This window comes from Mucilaginibacter aureus (assembly GCF_053514885.1).
Map to the genome: position 1 here is coordinate 3,727,668 of NZ_CP170601.1, position 19,411 is coordinate 3,747,078.

At 45.3% G+C, this 19,411-nt stretch carries 11 protein-coding genes; 5 read left to right on the forward strand and 6 right to left on the reverse strand.

The annotated features are described in order from the left end of the window. Nucleotide 1: 1 nt before the first annotated feature. Nucleotides 2-3,112 (reverse strand): SusC/RagA family TonB-linked outer membrane protein, encoded by a 3,111-nt coding sequence (locus ACFGVR_RS15960; protein WP_448698312.1) that lies wholly within the window; start codon nt 3,110-3,112, stop codon nt 2-4. Between the two features lie 890 nt (nt 3,113-4,002). Here ACFGVR_RS15960 and ACFGVR_RS15965 point away from each other — a divergent pair. Continuing rightward, complete coding sequence (locus ACFGVR_RS15965) at nt 4,003-4,893, forward strand: AraC family transcriptional regulator (protein WP_448698313.1); 891 nt, start codon at nt 4,003-4,005, stop codon at nt 4,891-4,893. 42 nt (nt 4,894-4,935) lie between these two features. Here the strand turns inward: ACFGVR_RS15965 and ACFGVR_RS15970 are convergent, their stop codons facing one another. Beyond that, entirely contained in the window at nt 4,936-5,814 is an 879-nt protein-coding gene (locus ACFGVR_RS15970) for an alpha/beta hydrolase (RefSeq protein WP_448698314.1), read from the reverse strand. A 215-nt stretch (nt 5,815-6,029) separates the two neighbouring features. On the opposite strand from ACFGVR_RS15970, the gene ACFGVR_RS15975 reads away from it, so the two are divergent. Genes ACFGVR_RS15975 through ACFGVR_RS15990 form a run of 4 tightly spaced genes read left to right on the forward strand, consistent with a single transcriptional unit; the run spans nt 6,030 to nt 11,498 of the window. Next, nucleotides 6,030-6,866 (forward strand): fumarylacetoacetate hydrolase family protein, encoded by an 837-nt coding sequence (locus ACFGVR_RS15975; RefSeq protein ID WP_448698315.1) that lies wholly within the window; start codon nt 6,030-6,032, stop codon nt 6,864-6,866. Continuing rightward, on the forward strand, nt 6,863-8,443 hold the full coding sequence (locus tag ACFGVR_RS15980; protein ID WP_448698316.1) for an aldehyde dehydrogenase (NADP(+)): 1,581 nt from the start codon (nt 6,863-6,865) through the stop codon (nt 8,441-8,443). The genes ACFGVR_RS15975 and ACFGVR_RS15980 overlap by 4 nt, the downstream gene beginning before the upstream one ends. Nucleotides 8,444-8,460: 17 nt before the next feature. After that, nucleotides 8,461-10,176 carry an IlvD/Edd family dehydratase gene (locus ACFGVR_RS15985; protein ID WP_448698317.1) on the forward strand — a complete coding sequence of 572 codons (1,716 nt, stop codon included), beginning with the start codon at nt 8,461-8,463 and terminating at the stop codon, nt 10,174-10,176. An 8-nt stretch (nt 10,177-10,184) separates the two neighbouring features. Then, nucleotides 10,185-11,498, forward strand: a complete 1,314-nt coding sequence (locus ACFGVR_RS15990) for a gluconate:H+ symporter (RefSeq protein ID WP_448698318.1) — start codon at nt 10,185-10,187, stop codon at nt 11,496-11,498. A gap of 124 nt (nt 11,499-11,622) precedes the next feature. Here ACFGVR_RS15990 and ACFGVR_RS15995 read toward each other — a convergent pair whose 3' ends face one another. From ACFGVR_RS15995 to ACFGVR_RS16010, 4 genes are read right to left on the reverse strand one after another with little or no spacing between them, the layout of a single operon-like run. Continuing rightward, on the reverse strand, nt 11,623-12,954 hold the full coding sequence (locus tag ACFGVR_RS15995) for a serine/threonine protein kinase (protein ID WP_448698319.1): 1,332 nt from the start codon (nt 12,952-12,954) through the stop codon (nt 11,623-11,625). Continuing rightward, nucleotides 12,951-13,739: an FHA domain-containing protein gene (locus tag ACFGVR_RS16000; RefSeq protein ID WP_448698320.1), complete on the reverse strand. Its 789-nt coding sequence runs from the start codon at nt 13,737-13,739 to the stop codon at nt 12,951-12,953. The genes ACFGVR_RS15995 and ACFGVR_RS16000 overlap by 4 nt, the downstream gene beginning before the upstream one ends. A gap of 18 nt (nt 13,740-13,757) precedes the next feature. After that, complete coding sequence (locus ACFGVR_RS16005; RefSeq protein ID WP_448698321.1) at nt 13,758-17,894, reverse strand: FtsW/RodA/SpoVE family cell cycle protein; 4,137 nt, start codon at nt 17,892-17,894, stop codon at nt 13,758-13,760. Then, a complete protein-coding gene (locus ACFGVR_RS16010) occupies nt 17,881-19,317 on the reverse strand; it encodes a PP2C family protein-serine/threonine phosphatase (protein WP_448698322.1) in 1,437 nt (478 codons plus the stop codon). Before ACFGVR_RS16010 ends, ACFGVR_RS16005 begins: the two co-directional genes overlap by 14 nt. Nucleotides 19,318-19,411: the final 94 nt, after the last annotated feature.

Consider the following 19,411-nt stretch of genomic DNA (forward strand, 5'->3'; position numbering starts at 1 on the left):
ATTAGAATTTTATGTTCAAGTTAAATCCATAGGTGCGGATGGTTGGCAGTGACGCCTGCTCATATCCGGTCAGGTTGTCGCCGCTTGAGGATATCGCCTCAGGATCAATATTGGGTGTATATTTTTTAATGATCAGCACATTGTGGCATACGGCCGAAAGCACTAAGCTTTTCACATATTTTTTATTAATAAACCTTGAAAGGTCGTAGCCTAATGACAGATTTCGCAACTTGATGAAACTCGAACTATAAACAAAAGGGTCGAGAATATTGGTTGAACGATAATTGGCATAAAAATCTTCAGCATTTACTGCGGTAGTATTGGGCTGTCCATTGCTGGTATTGATACCCGGATAAATTACCCCACCCTCCCGGCCGGCCAATGATTCTTTTGATAATCCTTCCCTTAATAAGTTTAGATTAGTACTTGATAATACTTTACCCCCGGCTTTGTAATCGATATGCGCAGTAAGCGTAAACCCTTTATAGATCACTGTGTTTAGCCAGCCGCCGGTTGACGTAGGCAAACCGCTGCCAAAATTAACAGGTACTGTGCTCGCGATAGGTTTTCCACCTGTTAAAAGTATATTGCCTGAAGCGTCGCGTTTATAAGTTGCCCCTTGAATTTGATTTAGTGGTAAACCTACCACGTCGGCTATCGTGCCGAAAAACTCAGGGGTACCTACAACGAGTTGTGATTGGTTGTTAGCTAAAGATAAAACCTCTGATGAATTGAACGCGCTGTTAAATGCTGTTCTCCAAGTTATTGTTTTGTTTCGAAAAGGTACTAACTCCAGGTTAAATTCCAGCCCCTTATTGTCTAATCCGCCTAAGTTAACCAAGGTGCTGATATATCCGGTGGAAGTAGAAAGACTGATCGGAACAGCTTGATTGGTGGTTTTTTTGTCGTAAGCAGCAACATCCAGATTGACGCGGTTATCAAACATGTGCATTTCCAATCCAATTTCTTTTTCATTTACACCAAAAGGTTTGATCCGCGGATTAGGTGCAGTATTGGTCTGAGCGGTAGGTGCAAAAACAGTTCCGATGGTTCCTAAAGGGAGTCCGTTAAACGCGTTTGGAGATAGTGCAAAAGTTAGCGCGTTATATGGCGCTACTGTGCCTGCGCTGCCGGTTTCGGCTATTGCAATTCTAACCTTTCCAAAATTTAGCCAGGTTGCATGAGGTAGCAATTCTGAAAAAACGAAACTACCACTGATGGAAGGATAAAAGTAATGATCAATATCAGGAGCCAGTACAGAATACCAATCTGTACGGCCTGTAAGGTTTAAATAAAACATGCTTTTATAAGAAAACTCGGCAGTACCATACAAAGAATTGACAGTTTGTTTGGATAAATTATAACTGGAAGTTGCGGTCACGCCGTTTCCAATAGTGTATAGGCCCCTGATATAAAAGTTAGTTACGCTTTCGCTAAAAGTTGATGTGATTGAAGGGAAATTATTACCACCTACAGTGGCGTTGAAAGCAAAATTTCTCCAGCTATGGCCACCGCCCAGCAAGAAATCAAAATTGTTTTGGCGGTTGTTTACCGTGTTGATGGTATAAGCCCCATTAAACAGACCTGTCGGTGCCGAGCCTACGGATAAGGTTCCTGTTGGCGTATTGAACTCAAAAGTAGTTTGTAAAAGATCCATGTTCGCACGGCCCTGCAGATACAGCCAGTCAAAGAACTGGTAGCGTACCACTGCAGTTCCTAATAAATGATCTTTGGTTTGCCTTTGAAATTGGTTGGCTAAGATCCAATAAGGGTTGGTAACGGTAGAAAAACGGGAGGTAGGTGTTTCATTACCGTTGGCGTCTATTGCGCCTGCTTTAAGCACGTCAAAATCTATCGAGTTGGCAAGCCTGTAGATCGATGTTGGGATCGATAATGCCTGCACCCCGATAACCGGTGGGTTATTATTAAACTCATGGCTGTAATTCAAGTAAACCTGTGCCGATAGTTTATCGGTAAGTTTATAGTTGATGCCCACGTTAAATATCTTTTTATGAAAGTTGTTGTTAGGTACGATACCATCGGCATCCTGGTTAGAAAATGAGACGCGGAAATTACCTTTATCATTTCCGCCAGAAATGGCAACGGTATTGCTCCAGGATGGTGCAACTCTGAAAAAAGCACTAACACGGTTTCTAAAAGGGGCGTACGGACGTTGAACTCCATCGAATTGATATGTGGGAGCATTGTCAAATGGTACACCAAAACTCCAGGCGCCCGAACTTTGAGCAGTACCCTGGGATGACGGCCTGATATTGTTTTCGCCTTGCCCGTAATCGTATTGAAAGTCAGTATAGTCAAGTGCCTGGCTTTCGGTAAAGTTTGAATTAAATTCAATACCAATGCCGGTATTCTTAGCACCGGTTTTAGTAGTTATAATTATTGCGCCGTTAACCGCACGTGAGCCATATAAGGCTGCCGCCGTAGATCCTTTTAAAACGGTCATCGATTCAATATCATCCTGGTTAATGCCCTGTAAATTATCTCCCTGATCAATTTGCTGGGTATAACTATTGGTGCTGCTCGCACCCTGCGACATTGGTAGACCATCAATAACGATAAGCGGCGAATTATCTGCCGTAAAAGAAGACTGCCCACGTAAACGGATCTTTGTACTACCACCCGGGCCAGCTGCAGGAGGCGAAACATCCAGACCGGCCACCTGTCCTTCGAGCGAATTGGCGAGATTGGTTGTGCGGTTGGTTTGCATGGCCTGCACATCAGCTTTCTGAGCGGAGTAGCCAAGGCTTTTGGCCTCTCTTTTAATACCGAGTGCGGTAACAATTATCTCGCTTAACGCACTGGAAGCCGGGGTCATTGCAGCATTTACCGTAGTTTTATCACCAACAGGTATCTCAAGAGTAGTATAACCAATAAAAGTAAATACCAGTACGGCTCCGGTGTTGGCAACATTCAATTTATAGTCGCCCGCGGCATTGGTGACCGTTCTGGTTTGGGTGCCTTTTTCAGTAACGGTTACGCCAGGTAGCCCGCTTCCCTTTTCATCTGTTACCTTACCGGTAACTGCTTTTAAAAGAAATGTTGCTGTACGAACAGGCGCAGCTTTGATAGTCCCCACATATTGTAAGAGCATAACTGCGGTTAAAACAGTACACGTAAGTAAGAATGGTAGTGACTTTTTTTCCATAATTTAGTTAGGTTAAATAGATTAAAATTTGAAACAAAGATCTCCCTTGCAGCTTGGTAAAGCCACTTTCGTCGATCCATGAAAATTAAGGAGAGGATACGGCGCCACCCGGGCCCGGTCCTGTTAGATATTAAGTAGATCTATCTCATAATGATCGCAATTTAGTTGTGTGTATTCAATTGGTTCGACCAAATTTTGCTGTCAATGGGATCATAAAACTATTTACGATCACGTACGCCTAAACGCACGGTCATCAGACTAACTGTCTTATTGACACAAATTCGGTAACTTATAACTAGCGTATTCTTAGATATATGATCGGTTTGCAACTTTCATGTTACGAAGCAAATAAAGGTAACTTCTATGAAAAGTAATTTCAGTATTAAAGCAAAAAATTGTAACATATTAACATGGTGTAATTAGGGTATGACCACGCACACCTCCCTATAGTCAAAAGGCGCTTTTTCTATAGAGTTGGTCGTGTTTCGGAGGTTTTTTTGACCAACGGTCATTACAAGGCTGTAGCCGTAATTGAGAGCTTTCAGGTCAATTGCCTTTATCATTTAACCGGGAATATGAAACAGTAAGAACATTTAGTTCATTATCAACGCAATTTTTTGTAATATATTAACATAGTTATATTTTATAGTTTATGATCTTTGTCTTGTAAGAAATTGTGTATCAGTATTTTGGATTAAATAAAAGATGAAATTATCCTCTGTGTTGATCACGTAGAGGAGAGACGAAGCGGAAATAAAGGATAACTTAAGCAACGATAAATTTCAAGATGTCGGGCATAATGTATATATTGAGCTGTAATTAACCAATTATAACACATGAAGGCGACGTTGAAAAAGGCTACTCCAAACCCGGAGCAGTCCTTTAATATTCATAAAGATATCGGCCATGCGATGTTAAGTGCATGGCACTATCACCCGGAGTGCGAACTATTGGTACTTAAACGAACTTATGGCACCTGCCTTATCGGCGATCATGTGGGTCCCTTTAAAAACGGTGATGTATTTCTATTTGGGTCAAACCTGCCCCATACATTCAGGGGCGAAAAAAAATATTTGGAGCGCGATGATGAAAAAATAGGTGAAACGATCGTGATCTTGTTCCAAAATAACATTTGGGGAGATGCCTTTTTAAATCTTCCGGAGATAAGTCCCATTGTAAAGTTACTTAATATAGGTAAGCTTGGTTTGCGATTAAAAGGCGCAACCAGGAGAAAGGTGGCTAAAATAGCCGAAGAAATGCTTCTTGCTTCTCCGGCCAGGAAGTTGATCAACCTGCTATCGGCACTTGAACTGATAGCGAGCTCGAAAGAATATGAGTTGATATCATCCAGCGGTTTTAATCCCGAAGTAAATCAGGTTGATCAAAGCCGGATCAATACGATATTTGAATATACCTTTAATAATTATCATCGAAAAGTTGTTTTAGAAGATGTAGCAGCAATTATTAATATGGGCAAACATTCGTTTTGCAGGTACTTTAAATCAAAAACGAAGAAGACCTACATCCAGTTCTTAATGGAAGTTAGGATCGGGCATGCATGCCGGTTATTGGTGGAAGAAGAGTTTAATATGGCCGAGATCGGATATGCTTGCGGTTATAATAATATTTCTCATTTCTATCACCAGTTTAAGGCGCTCACCAAAAAAAATCCGCTGGATTACCGGCACAATTACCTCAGAACAGAGGCTATGAAAGTAGCTGAGTAAGAAAAGAAGATCGATACTGCTTGCTATTGATCTACGTAAAAACTATTTTTTGACATTTACTCCTGGTTTAAAATAATTATTATCGGTTATCCAGTCGGTGAGTCGCTGCGGCCAGGCCTTTAGCGATCGATAAGGCGTATGATAACCCATGTTGAATGCATGACCGCCTTTTGCATAAATATGCGCCTCTACAGATACACCAGCCTCGCGGTAAGCATTTAACAATGCTATAATAGGCGGGGAGCAGCAAACATCCTCATTTGCTGCAACCAAAAAAATAGGGGGTGCGTTGGATGCAACTTTATTTGGCACGCCCAATGGCCCCGGATAAACTAATATCACAAAATTTGGCATGGCGCTCATTTTTTCAATAGGATCCTCCGAACTTTCATCGCCTTTTCCCTGAATATATACAGCCATATCAACAACTTCGCCTCCGGCAGAAAAACCCATCATTCCCACCCTGTTTGGGTCAATATTCCACTGGGCAGCATTGCTGCGCACCAGCCGCATTGCCCTGATCGCATCTTGTCTGGCGTGTACGTTAATGTTATATGGCGATAAGGTATCGCGCGCTAACCTGTATTTCAATACGATAGCCGCAATGCCCAATTGATTGAAATATTGAGCCGGTTCGCGGCCTTCTGAGTTGATCACCAACATGCGATGGCCGCCGCCAGGGCAAATTAATACAGCCATACCTGTATTTTTTTCTTTTGGGGGTAAGTAGACAGTTATAGACGGGTTGTGTACATTACTAACATACTTATCGCCTTTTTCGGGTTCAGCGCGGCGGGACTCAAATCCTGGTGCTCCGTTTTTCCATAAAGGTATGATCGTTGAGTCATGTTGCGCAACTGCCAAACAAGGGCATGCACATACAAGGACGGCGATCATTTTTAAGATCGATTTAGCTTTCATTTTCAGGGCCTCAAAACATAGATCAATGGCTTTGGGTCAAACGTAGAATTTAAGCAGTGGCCGTTATTTTATTATTGGCGCAAATTTTTGTAATATATTAACAATATACCGCAAATGCCGCCTGATAAGGGTTAATTAGTGGCCGCTAACCTGGGCCGGGTTCTGAAATAGATCAATAAACCCTATATTCACAGGACTAAGTTTAACCTACTATCATGAGAATTTATAACACTACAGGGGGTATTATTGTTAGCCACAACGACCAGTATTTTTTATCTGACGAGCCAGACTGGAATGTTTTTGTAAACAGAAGCAACCTTTTTAAAGCTGTTAGCAGTGAACTTAAACAACTTAAGGCTAACGATCAACTACAAGAACTGGTCACCTCGGCGTTATTGGCGCCTATCGCCGGTCAGGAGGTATGGGCAGCGGGGGTTACTTATTTTCGGAGCCGGGAAGCCAGAGTAGAGGAATCAAAAGATGCAAAAGGGGGTGATTTTTACACCAGGGTATATGATGCAGAACGGCCCGAACTTTTTTTTAAATCGCCCGCTTATCGTACCGTTGGGCCGGGTGATGAGGTTCGCATCCGTAAAGATTCACAATGGAATGTACCCGAGCCCGAATTGACCCTGTTCATTTGCTCGGGAGGAACCATTGAAGGGTATACGATCGGTAACGATATGTCTTCAAGAGACATTGAAGGCGAAAACCCGCTTTACCTTCCTCAGGCAAAATCATACAATGGGGCTGCCGCCCTGGGGCCATGCCTGCTGGTACTGGAAAAACCGATCGATCCAGATACAAGCATTAATATGGAGATAGTCAGGGACTCGGTTGCGGTATTCAGTGATCGCATCTCCATAAACCAGATGAAGCGTAAACATACCGAATTGGTTAGCTACCTGTTTAGGGAACTGGATTTTCCTCACGGTACCTTTTTAATGACGGGCACTGGCATAGTTCCTCATGATGGTTTTACCCTGCATGCCGGTGATATCGTAAAGATCACGATCGCAGAGATCGGCACATTAATTAATAGAGTTGCATGATGGTGGTTGTAGAACAAATTATAGGTTTTGAAACGTCTGCTGAGGGAAGGGATACAATGATCTCCATCGATCCCGCTAACGGCGATAAAGTAGCAGAGTTTTTTATAGCTACAGCAGAAGAAGTTGATAAGGCAGTTGAGAAAGCAGCGGCTGCCTTTCAGCAATACAGAAAAAGATCTGGCGCTGAGAAAGCAGGCTTTTTAGAAGCGATAGCCAATGAGATCATGGCGATAGGAGATGAACTGATCACTGTTTGCTGTGCTGAATCTGGATTACCCCAGGGCCGTATTGTAGGTGAAAGGGGGCGTACCACAGGGCAGCTCAAATTATTTGCTGATCTGTTAAAAGAAGGCTCGTGGCTCGACGCGCGGATCGAGACAGCCAACCCGGAACGTGTACCGCTTCCAAAGCCTGATATCCGTTATATGCAAATAGCCCTTGGGCCCGTGGTAGTTTTTGGCGCAAGCAACTTTCCACTGGCGTTTTCGGTAGCTGGCGGAGATACGGCGTCGGCATTGGCGGCGGGTTGCAGCGTTGTTGTAAAAGCACATCCCGCTCATCCGGCAACCAGCTGGCTGATCGGTAAAGCGATCCAAAAAGCAGCCAGATCAACTGGCATGCCTGACGGTGTTTTCTCCCTTTTATTTGGCGATGGGCCTGTTTTAGGCGCTCAGTTAGTTAAGCACCCTGAGATCAAAGCAGTTGGTTTTACAGGATCATTCGGTGCTGGTAAAGCTATTTATGATATGGCTGTGCGCAGAGAGGTTCCAATACCTGTTTATGCAGAGATGGGAAGTACTAACCCGGTGTTTATCCTTCCGCAAGCTTTAAAAAACCTGGGTGATCCTATTGCCAAGGGATTTTCAGGGTCGGTAACGCTTGGTGTGGGGCAGTTCTGTACCAATCCCGGAATGCTTATCTATGAAAATTCTGAAACTTTTACGACGAAGCTGGAAGAAGAATTCAAACAAACTATTGGCGGCGTTATGCTGACCCCTCAGATCCATCAATCATACAATGCCGGGATCGAGCGAAATGCCGGCATTGAAGGCGTACTTACGATAGCAAAAGGAAATGCCCCAACGGGTTTGAATACAGCACTCCCTATACTATTTAAAATAAAAAGCGATACCTTAAAAGCTCATCCTGATCTGTCTGAAGAGGTGTTTGGCCCAACCAGCCTTGTTGTAGAGGCTACCTCCAAAGGGGATATGCTGGAAATAGCCCGAAACCTTACAGGCCATTTAACAGCGACCGTACATGGTACCGATAACGATCTGGCTGAATATAAAGACCTGTTGGATATTTTAGAGCAAAAGGTAGGCAGGCTACTGATCAACGGCTTTCCTACAGGGGTTGAAGTATGCAGTGCGATGGTTCATGGCGGACCGTTCCCGGCCACAACCGACCCCAGAAGCACATCGGTAGGCACGGCGGCAATTAATAGGTTTACAAGGCCGGTATGTTACCAAAATATGCCACAGAATTTACTGCCTGATGAACTAAGGAATGACAACCCTTTAGGTATTTGGCGATTGGTTGACGGCCGCTTAAGTAAAGAAGAAATAAAATTATAAACTAACAAGAGAGATATATGGGATCGTATAGAAGTTCAGACTGGTTTGGGAAAAAAGATAAGATGGGACTTATTTACCGGAGCTGGATGAAAAATCAGGGGATGCCGGAGGATATGTTCGATGGCAGGCCGGTGATCGGGATCTGTAATACATGGTCGGAACTAACACCCTGCAACGCGCATCTGCGCGATATTGCCGAAAGTGTACGGCGTGGTGTACTGGAAGCTGGCGGTTTCCCGCTTGAGTTCCCCATTATGTCATTAGGCGAAACGCTGCTGAAACCTACGGCAATGCTGTTTCGCAACCTGGCCAGCATGGATGCCGAAGAATCCATCAGGGGCAACCCTATTGACGGCGTGGTCTTACTCACCGGGTGCGATAAAACTACGCCCTCTACTCTAATGGGGGCAGCCAGTGTCGATCTGCCGACTATTGTGGTGCAGGGCGGGCCTATGCTGAACGGCAAATACCACGGTCATGATATCGGCTCAGGTACCAGTGTATGGAAGCTAACTGAAGAGTTGAAAAAAGGCAATATCGGCTATGAAGAGTACGCGGAAGTGGAAAGCTGCATGTCACGCAGCGCGGGGCACTGTATGACCATGGGGACGGCTTCCACCATGGCCTGCATGGTAGAAGCGCTGGGGATGAGTTTAAGCGGCGGCGCGGCTATACCTGCCGTGGATGCCAGGAGGAAAAGACTTGCCCAGCTATCCGGCAGAAGGATCGTAGAAATGGTTAAAGAAGATCTGCGGATCTCTAAAATATTAACCCGGGATGCATTTGAAAATGCGATTAAGATCAATGCTGCTGTTGGCGGCTCGTCCAACTTTGTTATTCACCTGACCGCTATTGCAGGCAGGATCGGGGTGGAATTGAATTTAGAAGATTATGATAAGATCGGCAGTAAGATGCCGTTGCTGGTAAACCTGATGCCTTCTGGCAAATTCCTGATGGAAGACTTTTATTATGCCGGTGGTGTGCCTGCAGTTATTAACCAAATGCGATCTCAGCTAAAGATGGATACACTCACGGTAAGTGGCAGATCACATCGGGAAAATATTGAAGGCTCCGGCGTAAATTATAACAAGGAGGTTATTTATGAATATGATTCCCCTTTAACACCAGAAGCAGGTATCGTGATATTGAAAGGTAACCTGGCATTAAATGGTGCAGTGATCAAGCCATCGGCGGCAACGCCCGAGTTAATGCAGCATCGCGGACGCGCCGTGGTTTTTGAGGATATTGAGGATTACCATGCCCGGATAGACGACCCGGCACTGGATATCGATGGAACTTGTGTTATGGTCTTAAAAAGCGTAGGTCCTGTGGGTTATCCTGGTATGCCCGAGGTGGGGAATATGACGCTACCGAAAAAGCTGCTGGACAAAGGGGTGATGGATATGGTCAGGATATCAGACGGCAGAATGAGCGGCACTGCTTATGGGACAGTTATCCTGCATGTATCTCCCGAGTCGGCCATTGGCGGAAATTTGGGGCTTGTTGAGAATGGGGATATCATCGAACTGGATGTTGCGGGCAAGCGCATTCACCTGGAGGTTAGCGATGAAGAACTGGCTGAAAGAAGAAGTAAATGGACACCGCCAAAGCCGGTTATGGAACGTGGCTATGTCAATATGTATATCAAGCATGTACAACAGGCCGATAAGGGTGCAGATCTGGATTTCCTTGTCGGCGGATCAGGATCAACAGTAACGCGCGATTCGCATTAAAGCAAACTATGGCGATACTTATCCTAATTGCGTGCATTGTTACATTGGTATTGTTAATAGCATGGGCCAGGGTGAACACTTTTCTGGCATTTTTGCTTGTGTCCGTTATGGCGGCCTTGCTGTTGGGCATGCCGCTGAGCCGCATCCCGCCGACGGTCAATAAGGGCCTGGGCGATACGCTGGGTTCGTTAGTGATCATTATTGTGTTGGGGGGCATGTTGGGTAAACTGGTGGCCTATAGCGGTGCGGCGCAAAAGATAGCCACCGTATTAAAAAATACGTTTGGATATAAATACGTAACCTGGGCCATGTCTTTAACCGGCTTTATTGTAGGCATCCCCTTGTTTTATAATGTAGGCTTTGTCCTGCTGATACCCATTATCTTTTCAGTAGCTTATAATTATAAGTTGCCATTGGTCTATGTCGGGTTACCGATGCTGGCATCGCTTTCGGTAATGCACGGGTTTTTGCCTCCGCATCCCTCGCCCATGGCGCTGGTGTCCCAATTCCATGCTGACCTGGCTAAAACCTTCGTCTACGGTATTATTATCGCTATCCCCGCTATAGTTATTGCAGGCCCCATTTTTGCGAAGACGTTAAAAAATATGAGATCAAGCCCGACAATCATTTTGCAGGCTGATCAGCTAACCGAAGAGGAATTGCCCGGGATAGGAAACAGTATCATTTCTGCTTTGCTGCCGGTGCTGATCATTGGTGGCGCCACTTTGATAGTTAGGATATTCAACGATAATACGGTCATAAAAAACATTGCCGGCTTTATTAGTGAACCTGCCATAGCCATGATCCTCACTATCGTTATCGCAACCTATACCTTGGGTATGAGGATGGGTAAAACAATAACTGCGGTTATGGGTATCTATTCCGAAGCGGTTAAGGATATCGCGATGATCCTGTTGATCATCGGAAGCGCCGGTATCCTGAAACAGATATTTGTAGAAACGGGAGTAAGCACTCAACTGGCGTCCATTTTGCAACAACTTAGCCTGCCCCCTTTGCTTTTAGCGTGGCTTATTACCGCTATACTACGACTTAGCCTGGGCTCAGCTACCGTAGCGGGCCTAACGGCCGCAGGCATCGTTTATCCACTAATGGGACCTAACGGACCGGATCCAAACCTTATGGTGCTGGCCGTAGGCGCGGGTAGCCTGTTCTGTTCGCATGTTAATGATACTTCTTTCTGGCTGTTCAAAGAGTACTTTGGCTTATCAATGAAGCAAACTTTTTTATCCTGGTCGCTGATGGAAACGCTCGTTTCTGTTATCGGCCTGATCGGCGTGCTGATTTTGAGCTGGGTAAATTAACGTGCTGGTTAAATTCATCAGTAGGAAAGACCCGCCATGGAAACTTTCACCAGTACAAACGCTAAAATTCAACCAGGTAACTCGTGAATTTGGTGAATATGTTGGCTTGAACGATATGTTTAAGCTAAAATATCCCCAAAAATTTGTGTTTTTTATGCTTTTTTTTAGATGCTGACGGCGTTTTAGTTTGCGACAGTTTGTTGCCGGCGGTGGGCATCAGTACGCTGTCTTTTACGGTTTTGTTAGCTGCTACAGTTTTTGAACTGGTTTTGATCAAGCTGTTGTTTGCGGGGAACGCGATGGATGGCGGGATATAGTTTTGTTTGGCTGTAATTACCACAGGTGCCTTTTTATTGAACATGGCAATGAAACCAAACAGCAGTGCGGCAAATAATAATAGTGTTAGTGCGGCAAAAACCGGCTTGTTTAGCTTTATCAATTTTTTATCATCCGCCTCAGTTTGCTGATATTTTGAAAGTTGTGCCTTAAGTTGCTCGTTCTCTTCCTGTAAAATTAAAATACCGGCAACATCCTCTTTAGAAGCGTTTGCATCAACGCTTTTGGTTATTAGCTCTTCCTGTAAAGCAAGGCCATCAGGGTATCGCTGCTGCGGATCTTTCTCCAGGCATTTTGATATGATGTTTAATAACCATTGCGGCACCCTCATTTCCAGATCTTTTTTTTCGGCCGTCCATGTTTCGGGTAGGTTTTGTAGGCGCAGTTTGAGCAGGTCAGGAACAGGAGTTTCCATATGTGCCAGCATCACTGTATGGCGCGATGTTTCGCCATTATCATCCAGCGGAAACGGCACACGACCAGCCAGCAGCTCGTACAATATCACACCATAACTATACACATCGGTTTGAAACAGCACGGTACCCGTATTTTGCTCAGGCGCCATAAACTCTACCGCACCCGCATGCCGCAAACTGGTGCGCCGCTGCTCGTCAGACATAACGGCCAAACCAAAATCAAGCAGCACATAATTGCCCGAATGGATATTGTACTTTACATTATTGCTTTTAATATCGCCATGTTTGATGCCCAGGTTATGGCAATGAGCAAGCGCGTTTGCCAATTGATCGGCCAGCTTAATGGTTTCTTTAATGGTAAATACAGGGTCGTTGGGCGCTTTAAGCAGTTCTCCCAGATCGGGCCCCTCAATAAATTCCATCTCGATAAACGGGAACGAGCCACTCTCTGTCAATCCCGAATTAAGAATTGTAACTACATTAGGATTAGCGACCTCGTTCACTTTTTTCAGCTTGTCAACTTCGTTCTGAAAATTGATGAAATTCTTATCATTGTCATCTTCGGTGTAAATGGGTGTAGGCAATATTTTTACGGCACTTAAAACCGGCCCCATGCGCCGGCCCTTATACACAGATCCCTGCCCACCTGTGCGCATGGCACCCATGTTTTCCAGCCCGTTTGTTATGGTAAAAACCTTGCTCATTTTGCTTCGGGTGTATAGCTAAATTCAATTACCGCCGACTCGCCTAAAATAACCTGGTCGCCCTCATCAAGTTTATGCCCTATTTGCGTGGAGTTAAGCTTGTTGAGCGTTTCATCCTTTGCCGATCGTATCTTGACCTTGTTAGTTGGTGGCACGCCGCCTTCATCTGCGTAAAACATAAACGAGTTATGATCATTGCTCCACTCGATGTGTGCATGCTGCCGGCTGATGTACTTGTTACTTTCGTTGCTGCTATCACCTGGAAAAGCGATGTGGTTGAGTCTGAAAAAGCCGTCGCTCACCTGTACCTTTTTTTCGCGCCCAATGTTAACCTTCCCATCTGCCGATGTCAGGGTATATTCCTTCTTCTCAGCCTCGCCATTCAATACTCTGATGTACGCTGTTGCCGATTTTTGTATGGTATTATCTTTAGTGCGGATAAACAGTGCGGCGTCAAGTCCCTCTATTCCTATGGCTTCGGGCGGGATATCGGTACAAAACTCTGTTTCCATCGCCCAGGTTTTGGGCAGGTCCAAAGCGTAGTCATCCGCTATTTTTTGTACTTCGTTTTTAAACTTGTTTTCATCATCGGCATATACCGCCGCTTCATAAACGTGCTTGCTACTGCTATCTGCCGAAATAAACAGATGGATCCCTTTTATATTGCGACCTTCGCCGCCTTCAGCTTTCTGAAGTTCTTTTTTTATAAAGCGCAGCAAAGTATCCCTTACCGATTTTACATCGCCGGTACTTTTATCATCGCTTTTTTTAAATATATCAAACATGGTTCTTTCAATAGTTATTTAATTGGTTGTATTCGTATCAACAACGGTTGCCGGTTGTGCCGGTTCAGGCTTTGCCTGTACAGGTACTGCGGGTTGTGCCGGTGCGATGCTTTTGATATATCCCTTTTTCAGCAAAAGTGGTATGATGTGTTTCCCTGCCAAATGCACCGCGTCCGACGATCCTTTTGTCGATTCTATACGTATACAAACAACCATATTGCCATTTCCGTTTGCCTTCGGTGCAAAAAATACATACCAGCCATCATTAATGTCCTGTTTTTTCCATATCCTTTCGGGCGTGCCGGTTTTACCTGCTACAGCCATGCCTAAAATGGGTATCTTGGGCTGGCTTTGCTCTATCATGTAGCTTTTGATCAATTCGGCATATGCGGGATCGGTTAGCTTTTGCGATATCCGTGGGGCTACAACAGTATCGTTAATTTTTAATGCGAACCTGCCGGCCATCAGCACACCGTTATTGGCCACGCCTGATGCCAGCCGCGCTACTGCCGCAGGTGTGGCTATCAACTCACCCTGACCCCATGCCATACCCGAAATACCCTTGGCCCGCGTTTTATGGATATTATTCGGATCGTACCTTGGCCGGGTATCAAACTCCGTTTTGCGCCACAACTGCCGCCATTTTTCTTCCTGCTCACTATTTACATTTGATGGCCGGTTGTAGTAATACCCACCTACGCCACGCAAAAACATCCCGGTTTTAATGTACAGATTAACCATATCTTCCTGCAAATGCTCCTGGTTAGCCAGTTTGATAAAATAAACGTTGTTTGATTTTGCGATGGCGCGCTCCATGGTAATTACCCCGGTCTCATCGGGTTCAATGCCTTTGGTGCGGATACGTTCCCAGCTGTATACCATAAACTTTTTGTTTGCCGCTTCGGCGCCCAGCTTATTAAACGCCGCCATAGCTGTTAATACCTTAGCCGTAGAACCCGGCTGTGTGGCGTAGGTAAAGCCCAGGTCGGTAGTGGTTACCCATTGCGATAGCTGGTTTTGATCGGGAATACTCATCGTTAGCTGGTCCCAGTTATGTACCGGCGGCAAGGGGTATACGGCAGATGCATACACGTCACCCGTTGAGGCTTCCATCACTACCACCGAAACCCTGTTATCATACAAAGAGGTATCTGTAGCTATTGATCGCTGAATGCTGCTTTGCAGGTCGGCATCCACACTCAATTGCACATCACGATTCTTATTTTTAAAAGCGGCTACTGCATTGCTGTTTATACCGGCCACCAGTAAAGGCGCTATGGCACTGTAATCCTTTTTACTTACCGTCATCTCCTGCATGCCGCGCGGCAAAAAACGGTTCTCCTGGTAATTTGATGCCTTTACCGTGTAGTTTGATATGGGCATTTTAAAGCCTCTTAGTTCGGCGGCGTGCTCGTATTCGGCAAAATAGCCGTTGGGACTGCCGTTAAAAACGCCGGTATTGGCATCTCCCGTCCAAAAGAAAAGCTGGGCATCATAAGGGTAATAACGGGTTAGGCGCTTATGCATAACTGAGTCGAGGTTATAGTTCCCTGCGCCGCCGGCCGCCAAAAGTCTGGCCTGTTTTTTTATCAGTTGGGGATTGCTGGTTGCCAAAATGCGACCTTCACGGTCAAAAATAGTACCTGCCTGTAGCTTATTCATCAGGATGGCAATACGGGGATTATAGCTAAACATGCGTGCGCCGCTTTTATCGGCAACCAGGGCGGGTTTAACTATCCACTTTTCGTTATCAAACAGGTATCGCGATACATTAACCGTTAACAACGTCAGGCCGATACAGGCCGCAACCAGGGCCGGTACAAGGTTTCTGTCCTGCTGTTTGGTGATGTATGCCATTTGCAGGGGTGTGCCCTTTACTATTGATGCTGATAATAAAAAACCGGCAGCAAAAAAGTTAGCCACTAACGATGAGCCGCCGTAGCTTTCAAAAGGCAAAGCAACTCCCGATAAGGGTAATGCCCCGGTTGAACCACCTGCAATAAGCAAAAACTGAACAAACGTACAGGTCCCGATGCCCGCGCATAAATAAAACAAAAATGGTGTACCGGTTTGCCGCCCGATGAGGATGGCGCGGTGCAGGTACAATAAAAAGAGTAAGAATATGCTGACGATGCCTGCCCAGCCAAATGCCTCACCAATTGATGGCAATATCATATCGGTATGTGCCTCGGGTATGGTTTTGGAGAAGCTTTCGCCGATGCCCTGGCCGGATACCCCGCCGCCCGACATGGCCCATAGGCCGTTAGCTACCTGGTCGCCGCCATAAACTTCATTGTTCCAGGGATCCTGCCAAATGGCTTTACGATCGACCAAACGGTGTACCGGGCCGGGGAAAAGCTTGTCCAGTTTAGGTACCTTATCCAGCGTTAAAAAGCCAGCTATAATAACCAGGGCCATTATGGCCGATTCGCTTAACCGCGCGCCTTTAAATAGCCTTGCTGCCAGTAACATCATAACAGATAGCAGCGCCGACAGCCATACGTTATTAAATATCCATGTTACCAGTACATAAAAAACAATAGAAAGCGCCATGAACATGAAGTCGCCGCGCGAAAACGAGAACAGGATAATAAAGGTAAAGCAAATTACCATGGCCGGGCCAAGATCGCCAAGCAATAAAAACAATATCAGCGCCGCCCCGATGGCTATAAGCGCGAACGAAAAGAACGACCAGCGCTTTTGCCAGGTGGCATATTCGCTTAAAAACTTTTCGTTAGCCGCGAAAAAGCCTGCAAGGAAGAGGATAGCGAGGTATTTAACAATTTCGCTTGGTTGAAAAATGAACAGGTTGACCTTTACGCCACTACCCTCAGGACCGGTGCCAAAACGGATGGTTAAAACCAGCAGCACAATTGCCGCCACTATCCATGGCCAGCCGTTTGCGGCGCGGGAGTTGTTTTTAAATATCAACATCCGGTACATGCCCGAGTCGGCGGTAAAGCGACGCAGGTTGCAAAACAGCAGGATTATGATAGCCGCGAAACCTAAAGCAAGGTAAACCAACGAATCCTTTGCCAGGAAACGGTCGCGCAGGGGATCTTGCAGGCTAAGCAGAGTAATGAATGATATTCCTGTAAGCAGCATTACCAGTGGCAAAATCAATTGATCTGCCGGGGTAAAGCGTCGTGATAGCAACAAGTGTATCAACCAAAAGCCAAAAATAAAACTGCCCGCAATTATCCAAAACCATAAATTAAACTCGGCCGGTGTACGGATGATAAACGATTTTTCTTTTTTCAGGATACTGAAATCGCGGGTGGATAATAGTTTTAATGTATGCGGTGCCTGATAAAAATTGAAAGTTGCATTTTTATCCAAACTCTCAACACCTTGTGTTTTGCCAAACTGGTAATTGGGCTGCAGCGGCAAAACCTGGAAGGCTTTACCCGGCGGCAAATTTTTAAAACTATAGTTGCCATTGGCATCCGTACGCGCAAAAGCCGTTAAGGATTGGAGGTGCGCCTGTTTGCCGGAGTCTAAAACAAAAACCTTTTGAAATGAGGGAGCGTTTTGTGTGCGTACCTGTGTTTGGGAAACTTCTTCGTCGCTTAGGGTGCTATCCTGCGGCAGTACCAGTTGTAATCTTACCAATACCCCCGCAACAGGTATTTTTTTGTTGAAAACAGTGCCGCTTACAGTTGGGCCGCCCATACCAATATCTGCTGTTTGGGGCAAGGGAGGCGGGGCTTTTTGTTCCTGCTCAAACCGCAGTGAGTCGGCACCGGTATAACCCAATAATGCCCGCGAATCAATTACCCGCTGCTTAAACGATGCGCCCCCGTTGTTAAAGGCTTCGTCGGCATTAACGTAATATTGCCTTTTATTGAGGTCGCCAATGTTATCAAATTTAACACCGGCCTTTGTTTTGCCAGCAATTACATTCTCTATCAGGTCAATATCTTTTTTATCCTCAAAATAATAGCCATTGGTTAATAATGCAGCCACATTTTTAGCCGGGTTTTTACCATTTAAATTTACCATCGAGCCATCGTGTAGCCTTGGGTCCACATCGGTAAAGCTGTTTTGCTGTATGGTGTATAGCCTGATAAAAAGCAATGCTAAGATCACGGTGATCAGCAGCAAAAAAATACGCTCCTTTTTTCGCACCGGCTGTAAAGGTTTATCGGGCTCCATACGGCAACTTGGTTTTTGCGAGTGAGTCGGTAACGAACAAGGCAAACGAGGTGCTGCCGTTTACATATTTACCATCAGGAAAACTAAAAGTATTTTGCAGTGGCTGCCTGCAATTAAAAAAACGTACATTATTTAATTCAACATTGTTATTATAGCCCGCTACAGCTACATTAAACTGCCTGAATGATAGGCTATCCAAAACAATATGCTTGTTATTTGCCGATAAATTGAAAGCCGGGCCGTTGTACCCGCTATCACTTTGCAGTATGATATTGCCCATCGCCTTGATATGCAGGGTGTCACGGTTAATGGTTATCGGCGCACTGATCAATACCGGCGATCTAAAAACAGTATCGGGTAACAGCAGGTAGTTACCTTTGCAATTGTTAATGGCCTGCTGCAGTTTTATTTGCTGCGCGTTGGGCGCTTTTTTTACCGGGACAGCAATTGCAACCTGCACAGGTTTGTGATAATTAAAATATTGCCATATACAAACCGCGGCGAGGCCAAGTACGACCAGAATAAGAAAGCCAATAATTGTTTTGGTTGGTGACGGGCGCTCCGGTACGGTGTAAGAGCTATCGGCCCGGATATCGGGGGCGGCACTTACTGCCGGTGGTTCCGGCTGCTGCTGTATGGTACCGGCAGGCATGGTAGCCTCATGCTTTTTTTTTGGTTTATTATTTTCAACCAGTACAACGGTAATGTTATCCTTGCCGCCGTTTTGGTTTGCGGCATTTACCAGGCTGGTGCATTTTGTTTTTAATGATGATTTGGTTGTGAGGATGTTGCATATGGCCTCTTTATCAACCATATCGGTAAGGCCATCGCTGCACAGCAGTAAGGTATCACCCGGCAAAAATGGCGATTGGCCGGTTTCAAGATAATCGCCGTTTTGGATGTCGGTGTTTTTAAATCCAAGAGCCTTGTCAATTTCGTTACGTTTGGGATGCTTCATGGCTTCCATTTCGGTAAGGCGGCCCGAGTCTTCCAAAAAACCTACAAACGACTGGTCGTGTGAAATTTTAACCAGCGTTTCATCACGAAGCAAATATAACCGGGTATCGCCAACATGGGCGTAGTAAAATTGGTTGGCAGTTAAATCAACCAGGGCGAGCGTTGCCACACAGGCCATGCTGTCGTGTTTTTTAGCCTCCAGTTTTTCATGGCTAATCTTATCGTTGGCTATTTGCAGGGCGTCGGTTAACAGGGGTATAATTTGCCCGTCTATTTTCGACAGGCGCCACAGGATAGTTTCGCGGGCCAGGGCCGCGGCCACCTCGCCACCAGAGTAACCGCCAACACCATCAATAACGCAAGCAATAATATAACGGCTGTTTGCGTCAAGCTGTGCTATAAAAGCGTCTTCATTATCCTGCCTTTGCTTGCCGGTATCAGTAAGGCCATAAAAGTTTTCAGCCATTGGGTTTACCTGGGGTTTTTATGTCAATAAAATGAGTTATCAGTAATATCACGCAAAGGGCAAGTAATCCAAACGATAATATTTGCGACATGCC

What these genes read in the sequence shown, in the direction of transcription:
- ACFGVR_RS15995 (WP_448698319.1), bottom strand. Translation starts at nt 12,954, where the DNA reads ATGAGCAAGGTTTTTACCATAACAAACGGGCTGGAAAACATGGGTGCC.
- ACFGVR_RS15965 (WP_448698313.1), top strand. Translation starts at nt 4,003, where the DNA reads ATGAAGGCGACGTTGAAAAAGGCTACTCCAAACCCGGAGCAGTCCTTT.
- ACFGVR_RS15980 (WP_448698316.1), top strand. Translation starts at nt 6,863, where the DNA reads ATGATGGTGGTTGTAGAACAAATTATAGGTTTTGAAACGTCTGCTGAG.
- ACFGVR_RS15985 (WP_448698317.1), top strand. Translation starts at nt 8,461, where the DNA reads ATGGGATCGTATAGAAGTTCAGACTGGTTTGGGAAAAAAGATAAGATG.
- ACFGVR_RS15990 (WP_448698318.1), top strand. Translation starts at nt 10,185, where the DNA reads ATGGCGATACTTATCCTAATTGCGTGCATTGTTACATTGGTATTGTTA.
- ACFGVR_RS16000 (WP_448698320.1), bottom strand. Translation starts at nt 13,739, where the DNA reads ATGTTTGATATATTTAAAAAAAGCGATGATAAAAGTACCGGCGATGTA.
- ACFGVR_RS16005 (WP_448698321.1), bottom strand. Translation starts at nt 17,894, where the DNA reads ATGGAGCCCGATAAACCTTTACAGCCGGTGCGAAAAAAGGAGCGTATT.
- ACFGVR_RS15975 (WP_448698315.1), top strand. Translation starts at nt 6,030, where the DNA reads ATGAGAATTTATAACACTACAGGGGGTATTATTGTTAGCCACAACGAC.
- ACFGVR_RS16010 (WP_448698322.1), bottom strand. Translation starts at nt 19,317, where the DNA reads ATGGCTGAAAACTTTTATGGCCTTACTGATACCGGCAAGCAAAGGCAG.
- ACFGVR_RS15960 (WP_448698312.1), bottom strand. Translation starts at nt 3,112, where the DNA reads ATGCTCTTACAATATGTGGGGACTATCAAAGCTGCGCCTGTTCGTACA.
- ACFGVR_RS15970 (WP_448698314.1), bottom strand. Translation starts at nt 5,814, where the DNA reads ATGAAAGCTAAATCGATCTTAAAAATGATCGCCGTCCTTGTATGTGCA.